The organism is Ramlibacter sp. GCM10027632 (assembly GCF_042675325.1).
In the GTDB taxonomy this organism is placed as follows: Bacteria; Pseudomonadota; Gammaproteobacteria; order Burkholderiales; family Burkholderiaceae_C; genus Ramlibacter.
Window position 1 is genome coordinate 119,023 of the sequence record NZ_JBHTGW010000003.1, and the last position, 19,351, is coordinate 138,373.

Below are 19,351 nucleotides of genomic sequence, written 5' to 3' on the forward strand. Positions count from 1 at the left end.
CGAGGGGCCGGGTCAGGCGTCGGGGCCTGTCGGCGAGGCCCGGTCGCTCCGGGCGGTGGGAGCGACGTAACCCACGAGATCGTCGTCGTTCATGAGCGCCAGGTCGATTTCGCAGCGATCACAGAACTTCTGGAGCTCGTTCACCGCACGACTGAACCGGCGAGCATCGCCGCGCAGCCCCGCGAGCTCACTCCGGGTCAGGGCCAGTCTTTCCAGGCGCTGGACCAGGATTTTGCGCCCAGCCTGACCCAGGGGAGGGCGCGCCACGTCGGGCGCCTCCTGCGGGTACACCGTCGAGGAGCGGTCCGGGGACGAGGCCGGCGTGCTGCTGAGGCTGCTCAGATGAATCCGCACGGCAGTCTCTTCATCCCCGCGCTGCCAGGCGTTGAAGGCCTGGAATTTGGGCGAAAGTGACGCCTCGGGGCGAGGGCGCCCGATCATTCGCAGGACCCAGGCGCCGACGCCTGGGCTCCCGGCCCGCGCGCCGACATGCGCCACGGGCGAAATTGTCCTGGCTCGCGCTTCCGGTTGCTTGCCGTCGCCTTCAGCCCGGGGGATGCGTGACGCGTGGCGGCCCTCGTTTTCCTGCGCCAGCCTCCCGGCAGCCACGATGAACCGGAGCTCGTCGGGCGCGCCCCATCGGACCCCGGCGATCTGCGCCGTCGCATTTCGGACCACCCTCGACCTCAGCTCCGGTGAAAGCTCCGCGAGTTTGCGATGGAGGTGATCGGTCAGTTGACGCCTGTAGGCACTGCCGAAGTAGCCGTGAAGCGCGTGGCCGGGCTGCCGGACCGCCGCCAGCTCGAACGCGGAAGGCTGGCCGGAGGCCACGGCTTGGACCAAAGCGGTTGCGCTCTGCCTGAACTCCCGGGTCAACTGGTCCCGGCGCGCCGCCGCGACCTCGCGTTGGAGCGCGGCCCGGGCTTCCCGCCCCGCGACCCAGCGCACATAGCGCTCCCGCAAGCTGAGAGGGGAACGCCCCGTCAAGTCGCTTCCGGTGGCCGTGCTGCGGCGGGGGATGGGGCGGTCCGCCTCGAGGGTCCGCCCGGGCCCGCGGTCCGCGTCGGAGGCGTCGGTCGGAACGTTGCGAGGGGGCTGGGGCGCTGCTGCAGTGTCTTGCGACCGACCGAACCAGGATTGGAGCGCTGGGAGGCTGATGGGGAACTTGAACATGGCGGGTGGGCGTTGGTGTGGAAAAAGGAGCGGGCTCGAGGCAACCGCCTCGGCGCATAGTGGCCTCACCTCCCGCCCGAGTTCCGGTAGAGCACCAACACGACCCGTTGCAAACCGCGCCGCGAGAGGCTACAATGCTCGCTTAACGACCAAACCGGGCGGTTCCAACCGCCCGTTTTTTTTGGCCGAACGCATTACAGGACAAACCCCATACCAGTGGCTCTACAGGACATCGTCGAACAAACCGTGACCGGGCTCGGCTACGAGCTGGTGGAGATCGAACGCTCCGCCGGCGGGTTGCTGCGCATCACCATCGACCTGCCCTGGACGCCCGGCGCCGAGCAGTTCGTCAACGTCGAGGACTGCGAGAAGGTGACGCGGCAGCTGCAGTACACGCTCGAAGTCGAGGAAATCGACTACAAGCGCCTGGAGGTGTCCTCGCCCGGCATCGACCGCCCCCTGCGCAACGAGCGGGACTTCGAACGTTTCGAGGGCGAGCAGGTCGACATCACGCTCAAGGCCCCCATGGGCTCCGCCGCCGCCGGCCAGGTGGCCGCCAACCGCAAGAAATTCCGGGGCACGCTCGAGCGCGCCGAGGCCGGCGGCTGGCAGGTGGTGTGGAGCGACGAGCCGCAGGCCAAGCCGGGCCAGAAAGTGAGCAAGAAGAGGGAGCCGGCGCCGCTGCAGGCCCTGGGTTTCCAGCTCGACGAGCTGAAGGAAGCCCGCCTGGCGCCGGTCGTGGATTTCAAGGGGCGCCGCCCCAAGCAAGATGCAGGAGAGTCGTGACATGAACCGCGAAATGTTGATGCTGGTCGAGGCGATCTCGCGCGAGAAGAACGTCGAGCGCGACGTGGTCTTCGGCGCGGTCGAGTCCGCGCTGGCCCAGGCCACCAAGAAGCTGTATGAAGGCGAGGTCGACATCCGCGTGGCCATCGACCGTGACACCGGCGAGTACGAAACCTTCCGCCGCTGGCTGGTCGTGCCCGACGAGCAGGGCCTGCAGAACCCCGACGCCGAGGAGCTCCTGATGGACGCCCTCGACCGCGCCGCCGACGCCGAGGTCGGCGACTACATCGAGGAGCCGATCGCCTCCGTGCCGATCGGCCGTATCGGCGCCATGGCCGCCAAGCAGGTGATCCTGCAGAAGATCCGCGACGCCGAGCGCGAGATGCTCCTGAACGACTTCATGTCGCGCGGCGACAAGATCTTCGTGGGCACCGTCAAGCGCATGGACAAGGGCGACATCATCGTGGAGAGCGGCCGCGTCGAAGGCCGCCTGCGCCGCGGCGAGATGATCCCCAAGGAAAACCTGCGCAATGGCGACCGCGTGCGCGCCATGATCATGGAGGTCGACCTGACCCTGCGCGGCGCGCCCATCATCCTTTCGCGGTCCGCCCCCGAGTTCATGATCGAGCTGTTCCGCCAGGAAGTGCCCGAGATCGAGCAGGGCCTGCTGGAGATCAAGAGCTGCGCCCGCGACCCGGGCTCGCGCGCCAAGATCGCCGTCATCTCCCATGACAAGCGCGTCGACCCGATCGGCACCTGCGTGGGCGTGCGCGGCACCCGCGTCAACGCGGTCACCAACGAGCTCGCCGGCGAGCGCGTGGACATCGTGCTGTGGTCCGAGGACCCGGCCCAGTTCGTGATCGGCGCCCTGGCCCCGGCCAACGTTTCCTCCATCGTCGTGGACGAGGAGAAGCACGCCATGGACGTGGTGGTCGACGAGGAGAACCTCGCCATCGCCATCGGCCGCGGTGGCCAGAACGTGCGCCTGGCGTCCGAGCTGACCGGCTGGAAGATCAACATCATGGACGCCAACGAATCGGCCCAGAAGCAGGCCGAGGAGACCAGCACGCTGCGCAAGCTGTTCATGGAGAAGCTCGATGTCGACGAGGAGATCGCCGACATCCTGATCGCCGAAGGCTTCACCAGCCTCGAGGAAGTGGCCTACGTCCCGATCCAGGAGATGCTGGAGATCGAGGCCCTCGACGAGGACACCGTCAACGAGCTGCGCGCCCGCGCCAAGGACGCGCTGCTCACCATGGAAATCGCCCGTGAGGAAAGCGTCGAGGAGGTCTCGCAGGACCTGCGCACGCTCGAGGGCCTGACCCCCACGCTGATTGCCCAGCTGGCCGAGGCCGGCATCCACACCCGCGACGAGCTGGCCGACCTGGCCGTCGACGAATTGACCGAGATCACCGGCCAGACGCCCGATGAGGCGAAGGCGCTGATCCTGAAGGCACGCGAGCACTGGTTCTCCGGTGCCGCGTCCGAGTGATGTGATGGGAGGCAGAAGAATCTATGTCCAGTACGACCGTCGCCGAGTTCGCCAGCGAACTCAAGAAATCTCCCGACACGCTGCTTGAGCAATTGCGCAGCGCCGGCGTGGCCAAGTCCGCGCCTTCCGATGCCCTGTCCGAGGCCGACAAGCAGAAGCTCCTGGGCTACCTGCAGGCTAGCCACGGCACGGCGTCGCCCGAGCGCAAGAAGATCACCCTGACCAAGAAGTCGACCACCGAGATCAAGCAGGCCGATGCCACCGGCAAGGCCCGCACGATCCAGGTGGAGGTGCGCAAGAAGCGCACCTTCATCAAGCGGGACGACGAGGTCGCCGCGCCCGCCGAGATGGCCCCCGAGGCGGCCGCAGCCGCGGAAGCCGACGCCTCCGCCGCGCGCGCCGAATCCGCCGACCTCGCCCGCCGCGAGGAAGAGGCCCGCCGCCAGGCCGAACTGATCCGCCGCCAAGAGGAAGACCTGGCCGAGAAGCGCCGCCAGCGCGAGGACCAGGAGCGCAAGGAACGCGAGGCCGAGGAGCGCGCCGCCGCCTACCTCGCCGCCGAGGAGGCCAAGAAGGCCGCCGCCCAGGCCGAGAAGCAGGAAGCGTCCGCCGAGGCCAAGGCCGCCGCCGAAGCCCGCGCCGCTGCCGCCGCGGAAGCCAAGGCCAAGGCCGAGGCCGAATCGAAGGCCCGCGCCGACGAGGAGGCCCAGCGCGCCCGCGACCTCGAGGAGCGCCGCCGCAAGGCCCTGGCCGAAGCCGAGGCCATCCGCGCCATGATGGCCGCGCCCAAGAAGGTGCTGGTCGCCAAGAAGCCCGAGGAGCCGAAGCCGGCCGAGGCCAAGCCCGCCGCCAAGGGCACCCTGCACAAGCCCGCCACCCCGGCCGGCCGCCCCGCCCCTGGCGCCGGCGCCCCCTCCGGCGGTGGCAAGGAAGTCAAGTCCGCCAAGCTGTCCTCCAGCTGGGCGGGCGACCCGGCCAAGAAGAAGGCCATCCCGACGCGTGGCGATGCCACCGGCGGCGTCGGCCGCAACAACTGGCGCTCCGGCCCCCGCGGCCGCCGCGGCCATGACCGCGACCAGCGCGAGGAGTCCCAGGCCCAGCCGGTCGAGGCGCGCGTGCTGGAAGTGCACGTGCCCGAGACCATCACCGTGGCCGAACTGGCCCACAAGATGGCCGTGAAGGCCGGCGAGGTGATCAAGTCGCTGATGAAGATGGGCCAGATGGTCACCATCAACCAGCCGCTGGACCAGGACACGGCCATGATCGTGGTCGAGGAAATGGGCCACAAGGCCATCGTCGCCGCCCTGGACGACCCCGAGGCGTTCACCGACGAGGACGTCGGCGCGACCGAGGGCCCGGCCCTGCCGCGCGCCCCGGTGGTCACCGTCATGGGCCACGTGGACCACGGCAAGACCTCGCTGCTGGACTACATCCGCCGCACCAAGGTGGCCGCGGGCGAAGCCGGCGGCATCACGCAGCACATCGGCGCTTACCACGTCGAGACGCCGCGTGGCGTGATCTCCTTCCTGGACACCCCCGGCCACGAGGCGTTCACCGCCATGCGTGCCCGCGGCGCCCAGGCCACCGACATCGTCATCCTGGTGGTGGCTGCCGACGACGGCGTGATGCCCCAGACCAAGGAAGCTGTCAAGCACGCGAAGGCGGCCGGCGTGCCGATCGTGGTCGCGGTGAACAAGATCGACAAGCCCGACGCCAACCCCGAGCGCGTGAAGCAGGAGCTGGTGGTCGAGGAGGTGGTGCCCGAGGAGTACGGCGGCGAGTCGCCGTTCGTGAACGTGTCCGCCCGCACGGGCCAGGGCATCGACGAGCTGCTCGAGCAGGTGCTGCTGCAGGCCGAAGTGCTGGAGCTCAAGGCGCCGGTGGAAGCCGCTGCCAAGGGCCTGGTCATCGAAGCCCAGCTGGACAAGGGCCGCGGCCCGGTCGCCACCGTGCTGGTGCAGTCCGGCACCCTGAAGGTGGGTGACGTGGTGCTGGCCGGCCAGACCTATGGCCGCGTGCGCGCCATGATCGACGAGGATGGCAAGACCATCAAGACGGCCGGTCCCTCCATCCCGGTGGAGATCCAGGGCCTGACCGAGGTGCCGCAGGCCGGCGACGAGTTCATGGTGCTGGCCGACGAGCGCCGCGCCCGCGAGATCGCGACCTACCGTGCCGGCAAGTTCCGCAACACCAAGCTGGCCAAGCAGCAGGCTGCCAAGCTGGAGAACATGTTCGCGGACATCGGCTCCGGCGAGGTCAAGACCCTGCCGATCATCATCAAGGCCGACGTGCAAGGCTCCCAGGAAGCCCTGGCCGCCTCGCTGCTCAAGCTCTCGACCGACGAGGTCAAGGTGCAGCTGGTCTACACCGGCGTGGGCGGCATCAGCGAGTCGGACGTCAACCTGGCGATCGCCTCCAAGGCCGTCGTCATCGGCTTCAACGTGCGCGCCGACTCCGGCGCCCGCAAGCTGGCCGAGGGCAATGGCGTGGACCTGCGCTACTACAGCATCATCTACGACGCCGTGGACGAGCTGAAGGTCGCCATGTCCGGCATGCTGGCGCCCGAGCAGCGCGAAGAGGAACTCGGTACCGCCGAGATCCGCACCGTGTTCGTGGCCTCCAAGATCGGCACGGTCGCCGGTTCGTACATCACGTCCGGCCAGGTCACCCGCAACTGCAAGTTCCGCCTGCTGCGGGACAACGTGGTCATCTACACGGGCGAGGTCGAGTCGGTGCGCCGCCTCAAGGACGATGTCAAGGAAGTCAAGGAAGGCTTCGAGTGCGGTATCAAGCTGCGCAACTACAACGACATCAAGGAAGGCGACCAGCTCGAGTTCTTCGAGGTCAAGGAGATCGCGCGCACGCTGTAAGGCGTTGCGCGGGAGAGTCCCATGCCGGCGAAGAAATCGACCGTCAACCGCAGCTTCAAGGTCGCGGACCAGATCCAGCGCGACCTCACGGAGCTGATCGCGCGCGAGTTGAAGGACCCGCGCGTGGGCATGGTCACCATCCAGGCCATCGAGGTCACGCCGGACTACGCCCACGCCAAGGTGTTCTTCAGCGTGCTGGTGGGTGACCCGCAGGAAACCCAGGACGCCCTCAACCAGGCGGCCGGCTTCCTGCGCAACCACCTGTTCAAGCGCCTGCACATCCACACGGTGCCGACGCTGCACTTCCTGTTCGACCGCACCACCGAGAAGGCCGCCGACATGAACGCGCTGATTGCGCGCGCGGTCGCCTCGCGTTCCAAAAACGACGACGAGCCGGCATGAGCCTCAGCGCACCACGGGTACGGGTCGTGAGGCGCCCCGTGCACGGGGTGCTGTTGATCGACAAGCCGCTCGGCCTTTCCAGCAACAACGCGTTGCAGAAGGCCAAGTGGCTGCTTCGCGCTGAAAAAGCGGGCCACACCGGCACGCTCGATCCCCTGGCCACCGGCGTGCTGCCCCTGTGCTTCGGCGCGGCCACCAAGTTCTCGCAGCTGCAGCTGGAGGCGGACAAGACCTACGAGGCGGTTGCCGTGCTGGGCGTGCGCACCACCACCGGCGACGCCGAGGGTGAGGTGCTCGAGACCCGCGAGGTCCCGGCTGACGCCCTCGCGCCGCAGCGGCTGGCGCAGGTGCGGGCGCAGTTCACCGGCCCGATCCGCCAGGTGCCGCCCATGCACAGCGCCCTGAAGAAGGACGGCAAGGCCCTCTACGAGTACGCCCGCGCGGGCGAGGAAGTCGAGCGCGAGGCCCGCGACGTCACCATCCACGACCTGCGCCTGGAACCCGCCGCGCCCACGCCTGGCGGGCACCCGACGCTGAAGATCACCGCCCGCGTGAGCAAGGGCACCTACATCCGCACCCTGGGCGAGGACATCGGCCTGGCGCTGGGCTGCGGCGCGCACCTGAGCGCGCTGCGCCGCATCGCCACCGGGCACTACGACGTGTCCCAGTGCATCACGCTGGCCGACCTGGAGGCGATGGGCGAGGGCGAGCGCCTGGCCTGCCTGCAGCCGCCCGAGAGCCTGCTGGCTGGCCACACCCGCGTCACGCTCGACGCCGAGAATGCCGGCCGGTTCCTTTCCGGCATGCGCCGCCGTGGCGACTGGCCCGATGCCGCGGCGGTGGCCGTGTTCGGCGCAGCGCCGCCGGCCCTCCTGGGCACGGCCCATGTGAAGGCCAACGAACTGATTCCGGGGCGTCTGCTGAGCCCCATCGAAATCCAGCAGATCCTGAGCTCGAAAGAAGCCTGACCCTCATGAGCACCAAGCAAATCCGCAACATCGCCATCATCGCGCACGTCGACCACGGCAAGACCACCATGGTCGACCAACTCCTGCGCCAGTCCGGCACCTTCGCCGAGCACGAGAAGGTGGTCGACACCGTCATGGACAACAACGCCATCGAGCGTGAGCGTGGCATCACCATCCTGGCCAAGAACTGCGCCGTGAGCTGGAAGGGCACCCACATCAACATCGTGGACACCCCCGGCCACGCCGACTTCGGCGGCGAGGTCGAGCGCGCCCTGTCCATGGTGGACGGCGTGGTGCTGCTGATCGACGCCCAGGAAGGCCCGATGCCGCAGACCCGCTTCGTGACCAAGAAGGCGCTGGCCCTGGGCCTGCGCCCCATCGTGGTCGTGAACAAGGTGGACAAGCCCGGCGCCGCCCCCGACAAGGTGATCAACGCCGCCTTCGACCTCTTCGACAAGCTCGGCGCGACCGACGAGCAGCTCGACTTCCCCGTGGTGTACGCCTCGGGCATCAACGGCTGGTCCTCGAAGGAAGAGGGCGCTCCCGGTGAGCAGTGGGGCCCCGACATGTCGGCCCTGTTCGACACCATCCTGGAGCACGTGCCCGCCCAGAAGGGTGACCCCAACGCGCCCCTGCAGCTGCAGATCTCCGCGCTGGATTACTCCACGTTCGTGGGCCGCATCGGCGTCGGCCGCATCAGCGCCGGCACGCTCAAGCCCGCGATGGACGTGCTCGTGATGGAAGGCCCGGACGGCAAGGCCGTCAAGGGCCGCATCAACCAGGTGCTGACCTTCCAGGGCCTGGACCGCATGCAGACCCCTGAGGCCGGCCCGGGCGACATCGTCCTGATCAACGGCATCGAGGACATCGGCATCGGCGTGACCATCACCGACCCGCTGAACCCCCAGCCGCTGCCGATGCTCAAGGTGGACGAGCCCACCCTGATCATGAACTTCTGCGTGAACACCAGCCCGCTGGCCGGCCGTGAAGGCAAGTTCGTGACCAGCCGCCAGCTGTGGGACCGCCTGCAGAAGGAACTGCAGCACAACGTGGCCCTGCGCGTGAAGGAGACCGACGAGGAAGGCGTGTTCGAAGTCGCCGGCCGGGGCGAGCTGCACCTGACCATCCTGCTGGAGAACATGCGCCGCGAAGGCTACGAAATGGCCGTCTCCAAGCCGCGCGTGGTGTTCAAGGACATCGACGGCGTGAAGTGCGAGCCGATCGAGCTGGTGACGGCCGACATCGAGGAGCAGCACCAGGGCGGCGTGATGCAGGCCCTGGGCGAGCGCAAGGGCGAGCTGGTGAACATGGAGCCGGACGGCCGCGGCCGCGTGCGCCTGGAGTACCGCATCCCGGCGCGCGGCCTGATCGGCTTCTCCAACGAGTTCCTGAACCTGACCCGCGGCTCCGGCCTGATCTCCAACATCTTCGACTGCTATGAAGCCCACCGCGGCGAGATCGGCGGCCGCAAGAACGGCGTGCTGATCTCCATGGACGACGGCGAGATCTTCACCTACGCCCTGGGCAAGCTGGACGACCGCGGCCGCATGTTCGTCAAGCCGAACGACGCGGTGTACGAGGGCATGATCGTCGGCATCCACAGCCGCGACAACGACCTGGTGGTCAACGCCACCCGCACCAAGCAGCTGACGAACTTCCGCGTGTCGGGCAAGGAAGACGCGATCAAGATCACGCCCCCGATCGAGCTGACGCTGGAATACGGCGTGGAGTTCATCGAGGACGACGAGCTGGTCGAGATCACGCCCAAGACCATCCGCCTGCGCAAGCGCTTCCTGAAGGAGCACGAGCGCAAGCGCGCCCAGCGCGAAGCCGCCTGACGCTGCGCACCCGATGCGGCTGACGCACGGCCAGGCCGTCCTCGGCATGCTGGCGGTGACCCTGATGTGGTCCACCGCCGGCGTGGTCACGCGCCACCTCGAGCACGCGGCGCGCTTCGAGGTCACCTTCTGGCGCAGCCTGTTCACGGTGCTGTCGCTGCTGGTGATCCTGCCGATGCTGCGCGGGCGCGGCGTGTTCGCCCGCATGCTGCGCGCCGGGCCCGCCCTGTGGGCCTCCGGTCTGTGCTGGGGCGTGATGTTCACCGCCTTCATGGTGGCCCTCACGCTGACCACCGTTGCCAGCGTGCTGGTGACCATGGCGGTCGGCCCGCTGCTCACCGCGCTGGTGGCGCGCATGGCCATTCCCGGCTACCGCATCCCGGCGCGCACCTGGGGCGCGATCCTGGTCGCCGGCCTGGGCATCGCCTGGATGTACGGCACCCAGGTGGCCGAGGGGCAGCTCGCCGGCACCCTCGTGGCCCTCGCCGTGCCGCTGGCAGCCGCGATCAACTGGGCCATCGCCGAGCGCGCGCACGCGCGCGGGCAGGACATCGACTTCGTGCCCGCGGTGCTCGCCGGCGCGGTGCTGTCCTCGCTGGCCACGCTGCCCCTGGCCATGCCCTTCGTGGCCACGCCCCGCGACCTGGGCCTGCTCGCCTTCCTCGGACTGACGCAGCTGGCGATTCCCTGCGCGCTCGCGGTGGTGTGCGCCCGCGTGCTCAAGGCGCCCGAGGTGGCGTTGCTGTCCTTGCTCGAAGTGGTGTTCGGTATCCTCTGGGCCTGGCTCGGCGCCGGCGAGGCGCCCGGGCCCACCGTCCTGGCGGGCGGCGTCCTCGTGCTGGGCGCCCTGGTCGCCAACGAACTCATAGGCTGGAGACAACGACGATGACCGAGGTGCTGGTCGAGACCCGGGGCCGCCTGGGCCTGCTCACCCTGAACCGGGCCAAGGCGCTCAATGCCCTGTCCCTGGACATGGTGCGCGAACTGACACGCGCGCTGCGCGAATGGGAGCGGGACGCCGCCATCGACGCGGTGGCGATCCGCGGCATGGGCAAGGAGGGGCCCTTCGGCGCCTTCTGCGCCGGCGGCGACATCCGCTTCTTCCACCAGGCGGCGCTGGCGGGCAACCCGCAGCTGGAGGACTTCTTCACCGAGGAATACGCCCTCAACCACCTGGTGCACCGCTACCCCAAGCCCTATGTCGTCTTCATGGACGGCATCATCATGGGCGGCGGCATGGGTATCGCCGGGCACGGTGCGCCGGGCTCGCTGCGCATCGCCACCGAGCGCACCAAGATGGCCATGCCCGAGACCCACATCGGCCTGTTCCCGGATGTGGGCGGCGGCTGGTTCCTGGCGCGCTGCCCTGGCCGCATGGGCGAGTACCTCGCGCTGACGGGGCAGGTGATCACCGGGGCCGACGCCCTGGCCGTGGGCCTGGCCGACCTGGTGGTGGACAGCGGCGAACTGCCCGGCCTGTGGGAGCAGCTCGCCGGCGGCGGCGTCCAGGCGCTGCAGGCCCTGCGCGAACGCCGCAGCCCGCACCCGGCCAGCGCACTCGCAGCGCATGGCGAGGCCATCGACCGGTTCTTCGGGCTGCCCACGGTCGGCGCGATCGTTTCCGCCCTCGAGGCGGACGGGGGCGACTGGGCCCGCGACACCGCGGCCACGCTGCGCAAGCGCTCGCCGCTGATGCTTCACGTGGTGCTGGAGCAGCTGCGGCGCGCCCGCACGCTCTCGCTGGCCGACGACCTGCGCATGGAGCGCGACCTGGTGCGCCACTGCTTTGCCCTGCGCCCCGGCGCCGCGAGCGAGACGGTGGAAGGCATCCGCGCCCTGGCGGTGGACAAGGACCACGCGCCGAAATGGAATCCGGCGCGCATCGAGGACGTGACGCCGGCGATGGTGGCGCCGTTCTTCGCCAGTCCCTGGCCCGCGCACGCCCACCCGCTGAGGGACCTCTGAGAGGCGAGGGCGGCCCGCGGGCGGCTGCCCGGCGTCAACCGACCTGGCGGTAGACCTCCCGCGCGACTTCCATCAGCCGCTCCCGCGGCAGCTGGCCTGCCAGCGCATAGCCGAAGCCCTGGTCCACCCAGTAGAAGGTGGCGGCGCGCCCTTGCTGCGTGAACCGGAAGGCGGTCTCCCCGCCGGCCTGGGGCAGCGCCCCCAGGTACAGCGTGAGGCGCTCGCCGCCGGCGTCCTGGTACATGAACTGCGCGCGGGCGCCGTTCTCCCCCGGCAACAGCCGCCCGCCCACCAGCTGGAAGCCCTGGGCCGCGAGCTGGGGCACCTTGAGGGGGCGCCCCAGTCGCCTGGACAGCCACTGCACCAGGTGGTCATGCTGCGCCGCCTCGACTTCCACCGGGTGGCGCTGCTCGGGCACGTAGACCACGTGGGCCGCCAGCGCCTGCCGGGCGAAGGCCAGCCCGGGTTGCGCTGGCCGCGGCCACAGGCCATGGGCGAACCAGCCGAGCCCGAAGGCGAGCAGCACCGCGGCGGCCCTGCCGCCCCAGCGGCGCCAGTCGGCCTGGCGGCGACCGCCACGCGCCAGCGCCTCGAGGGCCGCGCGCTGCGGCGGCTGCAGCGGCTCGTCCAGGTCCTCCCGCAGGTGCGCGCGCAGCAGCTCGCGCTGGCGGCGCCAGGCCGCCACCCGGGCGGCCAGCGCAGGCTCGGCATCCACGCGCGCCTGCAGCCGCGCCGCGTCGGCGGGCGCGAGGCGGCCGTCGACCAGCGCATGGAGCTCGTCGTCGGCGGGCGGGGAGGTCGGGTCGCTCATCGCGGTCACTTCATTTCAGTCGCCGCAGGGCCGGGCGGGCGCCGGCGGGGTCCCGGCCCTCCATCAGGTCGCGCAGGCGCGCGCGGGCCCGCGACAGCCGCGACATCACCGTGCCGATCGGCACGCCGGTGATGCGCGCCACATCCTCGTAGGCCAGGTCCTGCAGGGTCACCAGCAGCAGCACCTCGCGCTGTTCCTCGGGCAGGCGCATCAGGCAGCGTTGCAGGTCCAGCGCCTGCGCGGTGCCGGGTTCCTGCGCCACCGCCTCCAGGGCCTGCTCGTCGAGCGGCTCGGTGGGACGGCGCAGCGCCCGCCGCGCCTGGTCGACGAACAGGTTGTGCATCAGGGTGAACAGCCAGGCGCGCAGGTCGGTGCCCGCCACCCACAGCCGCCAGCGGCTGCAGGCGCGCTCCAGGGTGTCCTGGAGCAGGTCGTCGGCGGCCCAGCGGTCGCCCGTCAGCGCGCGGGCATAGCGGCGCAGCTGCGCCACGTGGGCGGCGAGTTCCGACGGGGAGGCGGGCGGGGCCATCGACGGTCGATTGTGCGCCTGCGGCCTGGCCGGCCCGGCTCAGGGGCGGGCCAGCTTCCAGATGCCGTTCACGCCGTCGCCGGTGCGCTCGCCCGGCTTGGTGTCCTTGACCCAGAAGTACAGCGGCTTGCCCTTGTAGGCCCACTGCCTGCCGCCGTCGTCGCGGGAGATGACGGTCCAGTCGCCGGCGTCCTTGTCGGCGGCGGTGGCCATCAGCGGCGGCCACAGCCCGGCGCACTGGCCGTTGCAGACGGACTTGCCGGAGCCGGCGGCGTCACGGTCGAAGGTGTAGAGCGTCATGCCGTTGCCGCCCACCAGCACGCCGTCGCTGGCTCTGGCAGGGGCGGTCTGGGCATGGGCGGCCGGCACGGCCAGCAGCGCGCCCAGGGCGAGGGCACAGGTCACGGAGCGCAGGGTCATGGTCGTTTCTCCAGGTCGGGGGATGAACAAGGGTCCCCGATGCATGAACGACCTGGCGGCGGCGTTTATTCCCGCAGGCCGCCCGACATTTAGTCTCAACGATTTACATCTCAGGCTCCGGAGACTACTGTTGGGCTATGAGCGAGACAGCCACCCCGGTCGACCTGCTTGCTGCCCTGTTGAACGAGACCCTGGCGGCGGGGGTGCGCGTGGCCGATGACGGCAACCTCTACCTGGAGCTGGGCGACGGCCAGGGGGTCGTCGTCTCGCCCAGCCCGGACGGGGAAGACATCGTCCTGCACTGCGCCCTGGCGATGCTCGGGAGCACCGCGGACGCCGGGCTGATGACCGCGGCCCTGGCCTGCAACCTCCACCAGGCGCAGACCCGCGGTGGCGCGATCGGACTGGATCCGGATGCCCAGCTGCTGGTGTTCTCCTGGCGGCTGCCGACCCGAACGCTCGACTCGCCCGACGACCTGCTGGCCCTCCTCGACGGCTTCTGTGCGACCGCCGGGGAATTGTCCGGCCGCCTGGAGGAGGCTGCCGCCCGGGTGGCCGACCTGGGCGGGCCATGGGCCGATCCGGCCTCCGAGGCGCACGGCTGCAGGCCGGGGTGAGGGCGGGCGATGCGCACGGGCAACGACCCCCTGGCATCAGGCTGGCTCCACGCGCTGGTGCGGCGCCCCGGCAGCGACCGCGAGGATGCGACGCGCGGCCTGGCAGGCCGCGGCGCCCCGGCCGCCGCGCACTTGCGGGCGCGCGGCGTGGGGCCTGGCGGACTCATGATCCGGCACGCCCTGCCGGGCGATGTTCCTGCCCGGGTCCCCCCCGGGCCGGCAGGCGCGGCCACGACGATGCGGTGCGTGGAGACCGGGCGTGACCTGCCCCGGGTGCCCCGGGAATGGGCCCCGGCGATCCAGACGTACTTCCTGGCCTGCCGCGTCGCCTACGATCCCGGCAACCCGATCGCCCGGGACGATTGCGAGACGGCCGGGCTCCGCGACGCGTTCCGCGAGCAGGTCGACGGCCAGCCGTTGCTGCCGGCCGAGATCACCGGCTCGAGCCTGTTGAACCGGGGCGTCACCGGCCCCGGCGGCGCCGGTCGCGTGCTGGCGGACCTGCCCAACACGCTGCACGACCCGGCGACGGGGCTGTCGGCGTCGATCTCCTTGCGCGGGGGCACCGAGGTGGTCATCGCCTTCGGCGGCACTGGCGGCCAGGGGCGGTGGCTGTCCCAGGTGACGCAGTGCGCGATCAACCTCCTGGGCCTGGCGCCGCCCGCCAGCTTCACCCAGGCGGCCCGGTTGACGGCCCGGGTGCAGGCCCACCTGGAGAAGCTCAACGCCAGCCTGCCGCCGCAGCGGCAGCTGCGGCTGTCCCTCACGGGCCACTCGATGGGCGGCGGGCTGGCGACCTACGCGTCGCTGCGCTGCGGCGTCCCGGCCCTGGTGCTGGCGCCGATGCGCCTGGGCGACATGGCCCGCCGCTCCTTGGGACCGGCGGCCTGCGCACGGGCGCCGTCGCTGGTGACCGAGGTCTGCTGCCGCGAGGACTGGGTGGCCGCCAATCGCCTGTCGCGCCTCATGCACTGGCTCGGGATGAAGGGCTCGGTCGGCGCCTTCGGCACGCGCTACCTGGTCGAGGTGCCTTCGCGCAGGGAGGCCGCGTGCCTGGGCACGGAAGGCGCCGATTTCTCCCCGCACAGGAACATCGATCTGGCGCTGAAGATCCAGGTCGCGGAGGAGGAGGCGGCCCTCAGGCGGGCAGGGCGCGCGGCCGGCGGAAGGCGGCCTCCCTCGCCTGGGCCGTTGCCCGGCCTCGATCCGGCCGGTCCACGGCGCTGAACGGCCGGCACCCCGGCCCGGGGCGCTTCAGCGGTGCCGCTGCTTCATGACGCGCTCGACCTCGCGCTTGCCTTCGCGCTCGCGAATGGTGTCGCGCTTGTCGTGCTCGCCCTTGCCCTTGGCCAGGGCGATCTCGCACTTGGCCCGTCCGTTCTTCCAGTGCAGGTTGAGGGGGACCAGGGTGTGGCCCTTCTGCTCCACCTTGCCGATGAGGCGGCGGATCTCGTCCTTGTGCATCAGGAGCTTCTTGGTGCGAGCCGCGTCCGGGTTGACGTGGGTGGAGGCCGTCTTGAGCGGGTTGATCTGGCACCCGATCAGGTACAGCTCGCCGTCGCGGATCACGACATAGCCGTCCGTGAGTTGCGCCTTGCCCTCGCGCAGGGCCTTGACCTCCCAGCCATGCAGCACCAGGCCGGCCTCGTAGCGCTCCTCGATGTGGTAGTTGAAGAGGGCCTTCTTGTTCTCGGCGATGCGCGTGGAGGTCTCGGGCTTCTTGGACATGGGCGGAATGTGGGGGCGCAGCGGCTCTCTACAATCCGGCGCGGGCCCGCAATTCTCCATGAAAACCGTCCATAAATCCGTCCTGATCTGGTTCAGCGCCGAGGAGATGTTCGCGCTGGTCACCGACGTGGACGCCTACCCGAAGTTCCTGCCCTGGTGCGACCGCGCCTCGGTGCTGGCGCGCGACGCGCACGGCATGGATGCCGAGGTCGGCATCGCGTTCTCCGGCATCCACCAGAAATTCGTGACCCGCAACGAGCATGTGCCCGGGCGCAAAGTCGACATGCGCCTGGTCGAGGGCCCGTTCTCCAGGCTCGAGGGCCACTGGAGCTTCACGCCGGTGGGGCAGCCCGGGGACCGGGCCTGCCGCGTCGAGCTGACGCTGGACTACGCCTTCCGCAGCAGCACCCTGGCGGCGCTGGTCGGGCCGGTGTTCGACCGCATCGCCGGCAGTCTGGTCGACGCCTTCGTCAAGCGCGCCGAGCAGGTCTATGGCTGACGCCGACGGCGCCCTCCGCGTGGGCGTGGCCTGGAGCCCGGCGCCGCGGCAGGTGCGCGAATGGTCCGTGCGGCTGCCGGCAGGCGCATGCGCGCGCGACGCACTGGAGGCCAGCGGCCTCTACGACGAATTTCCCGAGCTGCGGGGGCGCGCGCTGGACCTCTCGGTCTGGGGCCGCCTGGCGGCGCCCGGGCAGGCGCTGCGCGAGGGCGACCGGGTGGAGGTGCTGCGCCCGCTGCTGGTGGACCCGAAGGTGGCCCGCCGCGAGCGCTTCCAGCGCCAGGGCGCCCGCACGGCCGGCCTGTTCTCGAAGCGGCCGGGCCGGCGCTGAGCCCGGGACGCGCCACCGAGGCGCTCAGGGAGCAGGCGCGCCGCGCCGGCAGGCCGCCGGGGCGCTCAGGGTGCCGCGCACTCGCTGGCGATGATCTCCTGCACGCGGGCGGATTCGGCCGCGCGGGCGGCGTCGTCCATGACCTCGCGCTCCCCCTTGTCGTTCATGCGGGCGATGCGCATGCCCGAGTCCAGCGTGGCCTTGGCGGCCCGGGCCCGGGTGCAGTTCTCGGCGCGGACCTGGGCGATGCGCTCCTCCTCGGCCTTGCGCGCCTCGGCGGCGCCCTGGGCGCCCGGGGGGCTGGCGGCGGGGCGCTGCGCACTCGCCGCGCGGGTGGCGGCCGGGGCCTGCGCGGCGGGCTCGGCGCCGGTGTTCACCGAGGGGGTGCGCGGCGTCGGCTGGCGCAGGATGTTGCGCTCCGGGACACCCGGCGGCGGCGGCTGGTCGCTGAAGACCCGGCGGCCCGAGCCGTCGATCCATTGCCATTGGGCCGGGACCGCCAGGGGCAGGGCGCAGGCCGCGACGAGGAGGAAAGTACGAAGGCGCATGATCGCCGCAGTGTAGCGCCCAGCCCGGCCGCGGAAAACCGCACGCACCCGCCAGATACAATCCGTCTTTTGGAGCCTTTCACATGCGCCTTCTCGGAAAAGCGCTCACCTTCGACGACGTGTTGCTGGTGCCAGCGTTCTCCCAGGTCCTGCCCAAGGACACCTCCCTGGCCACGCGCCTGACCCGCAACATCACGCTGAACCTGCCGCTGGTGTCCGCCGCGATGGACACCGTGACGGAAGCCCGCCTGGCCATCGCCATGGCGCAGGAAGGCGGCATCGGCATCATCCACAAGAACCTCACCGCGCAGGAGCAGGCCGCCCAGGTGCTGCGCGTCAAGCGCTACGAGTCCGGCGTGCTGCGCGACCCGTTCGTGGTCTCGCCCTCGCACACCGTGCGCCAGCTGCTGGAGCTGCAGGAGCAGCTCGGGTTCTCCGGCTTCCCGGTGGTGGAGGGCGGCAAGGTGGTCGGCATCGTCACCGGCCGCGACCTGCGCTTCGAGACCCGCTACGACCTGCCGATCAGCCAGATCATGACCCCGCGTGAGCGTCTGGTCACCGTCAACGACAAGGACGGCACCACGCCCGAGCAGGCCAAGGCCCTCCTGAACAAGCACAAGCTCGAGCGCCTGCTGGTCGTGGGCGATGCCTTCGAGCTCAAGGGCCTGATCACCGTCAAGGACATCACCAAGCAGACCAGCTTCCCCAATGCCGCGCGTGACGCTTCCGGCCGCCTGCGCGTGGGCGCGGCGGTGGGCGTGGGCGCCGGCACCGAGGAACGCGTCGAGGCCCTGGTCAAGGCCGGCGTCGACGCCATCGTGGTCGACACCGCCCATGGCCACAGCAAGGGCGTGATCGAGCGCGTGCGCTGGGTCAAGCAGAACTACCCCCAGGTCGACGTGATCGGCGGCAACATCGCCACCGGCGCAGCCGCCCTGGCCCTGGTCGAAGCCGGCGCCGACGGCGTGAAGGTCGGCATCGGCCCCGGCTCGATCTGCACCACCCGCATCGTCGCGGGCGTGGGCGTGCCGCAGATCACCGCCATCGACAACGTGGCCACCGCCCTGCAGGGCTCGGGCGTGCCCCTGATCGCCGACGGCGGCGTGCGCTACTCGGGCGACATCGGCAAGGCCATCGCCGCCGGCGCCAGCACGGTGATGATGGGCGGCATGTTCGCGGGTACCGAAGAGGCCCCGGGTGAAGTGATCCTCTACCAGGGCCGCAGCTACAAGAGCTACCGGGGCATGGGCTCCATCGGCGCCATGCAGCAGGGCAGCGCCGACCGCTACTTCCAGGAAGCCAGCAGCACCAACCCCAACGCCGAGAAGCTGGTGCCCGAGGGCATCGAGGGCCGTGTCCCGTACAAGGGCTCGCTGGTGGCGATCGTCTACCAGATGGCGGGCGGCCTGCGCGCCTCCATGGGCTACTGCGGCTGCGCCAGCATCGAGGAGATGCGCAACAAGGCCGAGTTCGTGCAGATCACCGCCGCCGGCATGCGCGAGAGCCATGTGCATGACGTGCAGATCACCAAGGAAGCGCCGAACTACCGGACGGAGTGAGGTGTCCGTGGAATGACCTCCCAAAAGGGCCAGAATCTTCTGGCCCTTTTTCATGGGCACGGCTAAAATCTGACCATATCTGCAGAGATTCGGGCCAGAATGCAAACCGTTCCCATCCATCAAGCAAAGAGCCAGCTCTCTGAGCTGATTCGCGCCGTCGAGCAGGGTGAGGAAGTCGTGCTGACGCGCCACGGCAAGCGGGTGATCCGCCTGATCCGGGAGCCTGACGCCGAGCAGCCCAGCATCGAGGCGCGCCGGCAGGCCATCGTCGCTGAACTGCAGGCCCTGCGCGCGAAGGTGGGAGCGGGCCAGCCGGGTTTTGCCGAGCTCTGGGAAGAACACAAGCGCGACCGCGACGAGCGCGGTGGCGCGTGGAACGACAGCAAGAAGGCCGGCCATGGTGGTGATTGACGCCTCTGCCTTCGCCAGCTGGGCATTCCCGGACGAGGGCGGCGACAAGGTATCGCAGGCGTTGATCCGGGTGATGACCCAGGAAGAGAGCGCGACCACGCCGGCCCTGTTCCATGTCGAGGCCCTGCATGCCGCCGGCAAGGCACTGCAGCGCGGTCGTTTCACCCCCAGCGCACACCAGCACGTGCTGCGTCTGCTCAGCCGCCTGCCGGTGTCCCTGGCACCCATTCGCGTTTCGCCGCTCGAGTACTGGTCCTGGTGCCAGTCCTTGGGTTTGACACCGTACGACGGCACCTACCTGAACCTGGCGCTCGAGCTCAAGGCGCCCCTGGTCACCATGGACAAGCAGTTGCTGCGCGCCTGCCTTGCGCTCGATCATCCCGTGATTACCGATCTCACCTGAA

Annotated in this window: 21 protein-coding genes; 15 read left to right on the forward strand and 6 right to left on the reverse strand. The window is 70.3% G+C overall.

Annotation, left to right across the window (positions count from 1 at the left end; all coding sequences use genetic code 11):
* Positions 1 to 12: 12 nt before the first annotated feature.
* On the reverse strand, positions 13 to 987 hold the full coding sequence (locus ACFQZY_RS06555) for a hypothetical protein (RefSeq protein WP_377414155.1): 975 nt from the start codon (positions 985 to 987) through the stop codon (positions 13 to 15).
* A gap of 402 nt (positions 988 to 1,389) precedes the next feature.
* On the opposite strand from ACFQZY_RS06555, the gene rimP reads away from it, so the two are divergent.
* From rimP to ACFQZY_RS06595, 8 genes are read left to right on the forward strand one after another with little or no spacing between them, the layout of a single operon-like run.
* Complete coding sequence (rimP, locus tag ACFQZY_RS06560; RefSeq protein ID WP_377414157.1) at positions 1,390 to 1,959, forward strand: ribosome maturation factor RimP; 570 nt, start codon at positions 1,390 to 1,392, stop codon at positions 1,957 to 1,959.
* 1 nt (position 1,960) lies between these two features.
* On the forward strand, positions 1,961 to 3,451 hold the full coding sequence (gene nusA / locus ACFQZY_RS06565) for a transcription termination factor NusA (RefSeq protein WP_377414160.1): 1,491 nt from the start codon (positions 1,961 to 1,963) through the stop codon (positions 3,449 to 3,451).
* A gap of 23 nt (positions 3,452 to 3,474) precedes the next feature.
* Positions 3,475 to 6,321 (forward strand): translation initiation factor IF-2, encoded by a 2,847-nt coding sequence (gene infB / locus ACFQZY_RS06570; protein WP_377414162.1) that lies wholly within the window; start codon positions 3,475 to 3,477, stop codon positions 6,319 to 6,321.
* 21 nt (positions 6,322 to 6,342) lie between these two features.
* Positions 6,343 to 6,723, forward strand: coding sequence for a 30S ribosome-binding factor RbfA (gene rbfA, locus ACFQZY_RS06575; protein ID WP_377414164.1), 381 nt, complete (start codon positions 6,343 to 6,345; stop codon positions 6,721 to 6,723).
* Entirely contained in the window at positions 6,720 to 7,691 is a 972-nt protein-coding gene (gene truB, locus ACFQZY_RS06580) for a tRNA pseudouridine(55) synthase TruB (protein WP_377414166.1), read from the forward strand. Before rbfA ends, truB begins: the two co-directional genes overlap by 4 nt.
* 5 nt (positions 7,692 to 7,696) lie before the next feature.
* Positions 7,697 to 9,529 carry a translational GTPase TypA gene (typA, locus tag ACFQZY_RS06585; protein ID WP_377414168.1) on the forward strand — a complete coding sequence of 611 codons (1,833 nt, stop codon included), beginning with the start codon at positions 7,697 to 7,699 and terminating at the stop codon, positions 9,527 to 9,529.
* Between the two features lie 13 nt (positions 9,530 to 9,542).
* Positions 9,543 to 10,418, forward strand: a complete 876-nt coding sequence (locus tag ACFQZY_RS06590; RefSeq protein ID WP_377414170.1) for a DMT family transporter — start codon at positions 9,543 to 9,545, stop codon at positions 10,416 to 10,418.
* Entirely contained in the window at positions 10,415 to 11,494 is a 1,080-nt protein-coding gene (locus tag ACFQZY_RS06595; protein WP_377414173.1) for an enoyl-CoA hydratase/isomerase family protein, read from the forward strand. The genes ACFQZY_RS06590 and ACFQZY_RS06595 overlap by 4 nt, the downstream gene beginning before the upstream one ends.
* A 34-nt stretch (positions 11,495 to 11,528) precedes the next feature.
* Here ACFQZY_RS06595 and ACFQZY_RS06600 read toward each other — a convergent pair whose 3' ends face one another.
* From ACFQZY_RS06600 to ACFQZY_RS06610, 3 genes are read right to left on the reverse strand one after another with little or no spacing between them, the layout of a single operon-like run.
* A complete protein-coding gene (locus ACFQZY_RS06600; protein WP_377414175.1) occupies positions 11,529 to 12,305 on the reverse strand; it encodes an anti-sigma factor family protein in 777 nt (258 codons plus the stop codon).
* A 10-nt stretch (positions 12,306 to 12,315) separates the two neighbouring features.
* Complete coding sequence (locus ACFQZY_RS06605) at positions 12,316 to 12,834, reverse strand: sigma-70 family RNA polymerase sigma factor (RefSeq protein ID WP_377414177.1); 519 nt, start codon at positions 12,832 to 12,834, stop codon at positions 12,316 to 12,318.
* Positions 12,835 to 12,873: 39 nt separating this feature from the next.
* Complete coding sequence (locus ACFQZY_RS06610) at positions 12,874 to 13,254, reverse strand: hypothetical protein (protein WP_377414180.1); 381 nt, start codon at positions 13,252 to 13,254, stop codon at positions 12,874 to 12,876.
* A 137-nt stretch (positions 13,255 to 13,391) separates the two neighbouring features.
* Here ACFQZY_RS06610 and ACFQZY_RS06615 point away from each other — a divergent pair, with 137 nt between their 5' ends.
* Together ACFQZY_RS06615 and ACFQZY_RS06620 are read left to right on the forward strand one after the other, a co-directional pair.
* A complete protein-coding gene (locus tag ACFQZY_RS06615) occupies positions 13,392 to 13,871 on the forward strand; it encodes a CesT family type III secretion system chaperone (RefSeq protein WP_377414182.1) in 480 nt (159 codons plus the stop codon).
* 9 nt (positions 13,872 to 13,880) lie between these two features.
* Complete coding sequence (locus ACFQZY_RS06620) at positions 13,881 to 15,098, forward strand: hypothetical protein (protein WP_377414184.1); 1,218 nt, start codon at positions 13,881 to 13,883, stop codon at positions 15,096 to 15,098.
* A 27-nt stretch (positions 15,099 to 15,125) separates the two neighbouring features.
* Here ACFQZY_RS06620 and smpB read toward each other — a convergent pair whose 3' ends face one another.
* Complete coding sequence (gene smpB, locus ACFQZY_RS06625; RefSeq protein WP_377414187.1) at positions 15,126 to 15,599, reverse strand: SsrA-binding protein SmpB; 474 nt, start codon at positions 15,597 to 15,599, stop codon at positions 15,126 to 15,128.
* A gap of 58 nt (positions 15,600 to 15,657) precedes the next feature.
* Between smpB and ACFQZY_RS06630 the strand changes: the two genes are divergently transcribed.
* Complete coding sequence (locus tag ACFQZY_RS06630; protein WP_377414189.1) at positions 15,658 to 16,098, forward strand: type II toxin-antitoxin system RatA family toxin; 441 nt, start codon at positions 15,658 to 15,660, stop codon at positions 16,096 to 16,098.
* Positions 16,091 to 16,429 carry an RnfH family protein gene (locus tag ACFQZY_RS06635; RefSeq protein ID WP_377414191.1) on the forward strand — a complete coding sequence of 113 codons (339 nt, stop codon included), beginning with the start codon at positions 16,091 to 16,093 and terminating at the stop codon, positions 16,427 to 16,429. Before ACFQZY_RS06630 ends, ACFQZY_RS06635 begins: the two co-directional genes overlap by 8 nt.
* Positions 16,430 to 16,494: 65 nt before the next feature.
* Here the strand turns inward: ACFQZY_RS06635 and ACFQZY_RS06640 are convergent, their stop codons facing one another.
* Positions 16,495 to 16,977, reverse strand: a complete 483-nt coding sequence (locus ACFQZY_RS06640; protein ID WP_377414194.1) for a DUF4124 domain-containing protein — start codon at positions 16,975 to 16,977, stop codon at positions 16,495 to 16,497.
* 83 nt (positions 16,978 to 17,060) lie between these two features.
* Here ACFQZY_RS06640 and guaB point away from each other — a divergent pair, with 83 nt between their 5' ends.
* From guaB to ACFQZY_RS06655, 3 genes are all read left to right on the forward strand, one after another.
* Positions 17,061 to 18,536, forward strand: coding sequence for an IMP dehydrogenase (gene guaB / locus ACFQZY_RS06645; protein WP_377414196.1), 1,476 nt, complete (start codon positions 17,061 to 17,063; stop codon positions 18,534 to 18,536).
* 99 nt (positions 18,537 to 18,635) lie between these two features.
* Positions 18,636 to 18,947, forward strand: a complete 312-nt coding sequence (locus ACFQZY_RS06650; RefSeq protein WP_377414198.1) for a type II toxin-antitoxin system Phd/YefM family antitoxin — start codon at positions 18,636 to 18,638, stop codon at positions 18,945 to 18,947.
* A complete protein-coding gene (locus ACFQZY_RS06655; RefSeq protein ID WP_377414200.1) occupies positions 18,934 to 19,350 on the forward strand; it encodes a type II toxin-antitoxin system VapC family toxin in 417 nt (138 codons plus the stop codon). The genes ACFQZY_RS06650 and ACFQZY_RS06655 overlap by 14 nt, the downstream gene beginning before the upstream one ends.
* The last annotated feature ends 1 nt before the right edge of the window (position 19,351 follow it).

What these genes read in the sequence shown, in the direction of transcription:
- nusA (WP_377414160.1), top strand. Translation starts at nt 1,961, where the DNA reads ATGAACCGCGAAATGTTGATGCTGGTCGAGGCGATCTCGCGCGAGAAG.
- infB (WP_377414162.1), top strand. Translation starts at nt 3,475, where the DNA reads ATGTCCAGTACGACCGTCGCCGAGTTCGCCAGCGAACTCAAGAAATCT.
- rbfA (WP_377414164.1), top strand. Translation starts at nt 6,343, where the DNA reads ATGCCGGCGAAGAAATCGACCGTCAACCGCAGCTTCAAGGTCGCGGAC.
- truB (WP_377414166.1), top strand. Translation starts at nt 6,720, where the DNA reads ATGAGCCTCAGCGCACCACGGGTACGGGTCGTGAGGCGCCCCGTGCAC.
- typA (WP_377414168.1), top strand. Translation starts at nt 7,697, where the DNA reads ATGAGCACCAAGCAAATCCGCAACATCGCCATCATCGCGCACGTCGAC.
- ACFQZY_RS06590 (WP_377414170.1), top strand. Translation starts at nt 9,543, where the DNA reads ATGCGGCTGACGCACGGCCAGGCCGTCCTCGGCATGCTGGCGGTGACC.
- ACFQZY_RS06595 (WP_377414173.1), top strand. Translation starts at nt 10,415, where the DNA reads ATGACCGAGGTGCTGGTCGAGACCCGGGGCCGCCTGGGCCTGCTCACC.
- ACFQZY_RS06600 (WP_377414175.1), bottom strand. Translation starts at nt 12,305, where the DNA reads ATGAGCGACCCGACCTCCCCGCCCGCCGACGACGAGCTCCATGCGCTG.
- ACFQZY_RS06605 (WP_377414177.1), bottom strand. Translation starts at nt 12,834, where the DNA reads ATGGCCCCGCCCGCCTCCCCGTCGGAACTCGCCGCCCACGTGGCGCAG.
- ACFQZY_RS06610 (WP_377414180.1), bottom strand. Translation starts at nt 13,254, where the DNA reads ATGACCCTGCGCTCCGTGACCTGTGCCCTCGCCCTGGGCGCGCTGCTG.
- ACFQZY_RS06615 (WP_377414182.1), top strand. Translation starts at nt 13,392, where the DNA reads ATGAGCGAGACAGCCACCCCGGTCGACCTGCTTGCTGCCCTGTTGAAC.
- ACFQZY_RS06620 (WP_377414184.1), top strand. Translation starts at nt 13,881, where the DNA reads ATGCGCACGGGCAACGACCCCCTGGCATCAGGCTGGCTCCACGCGCTG.
- smpB (WP_377414187.1), bottom strand. Translation starts at nt 15,599, where the DNA reads ATGTCCAAGAAGCCCGAGACCTCCACGCGCATCGCCGAGAACAAGAAG.
- ACFQZY_RS06630 (WP_377414189.1), top strand. Translation starts at nt 15,658, where the DNA reads ATGAAAACCGTCCATAAATCCGTCCTGATCTGGTTCAGCGCCGAGGAG.
- ACFQZY_RS06635 (WP_377414191.1), top strand. Translation starts at nt 16,091, where the DNA reads ATGGCTGACGCCGACGGCGCCCTCCGCGTGGGCGTGGCCTGGAGCCCG.
- ACFQZY_RS06640 (WP_377414194.1), bottom strand. Translation starts at nt 16,977, where the DNA reads ATGCGCCTTCGTACTTTCCTCCTCGTCGCGGCCTGCGCCCTGCCCCTG.
- guaB (WP_377414196.1), top strand. Translation starts at nt 17,061, where the DNA reads ATGCGCCTTCTCGGAAAAGCGCTCACCTTCGACGACGTGTTGCTGGTG.
- ACFQZY_RS06650 (WP_377414198.1), top strand. Translation starts at nt 18,636, where the DNA reads ATGCAAACCGTTCCCATCCATCAAGCAAAGAGCCAGCTCTCTGAGCTG.
- ACFQZY_RS06655 (WP_377414200.1), top strand. Translation starts at nt 18,934, where the DNA reads ATGGTGGTGATTGACGCCTCTGCCTTCGCCAGCTGGGCATTCCCGGAC.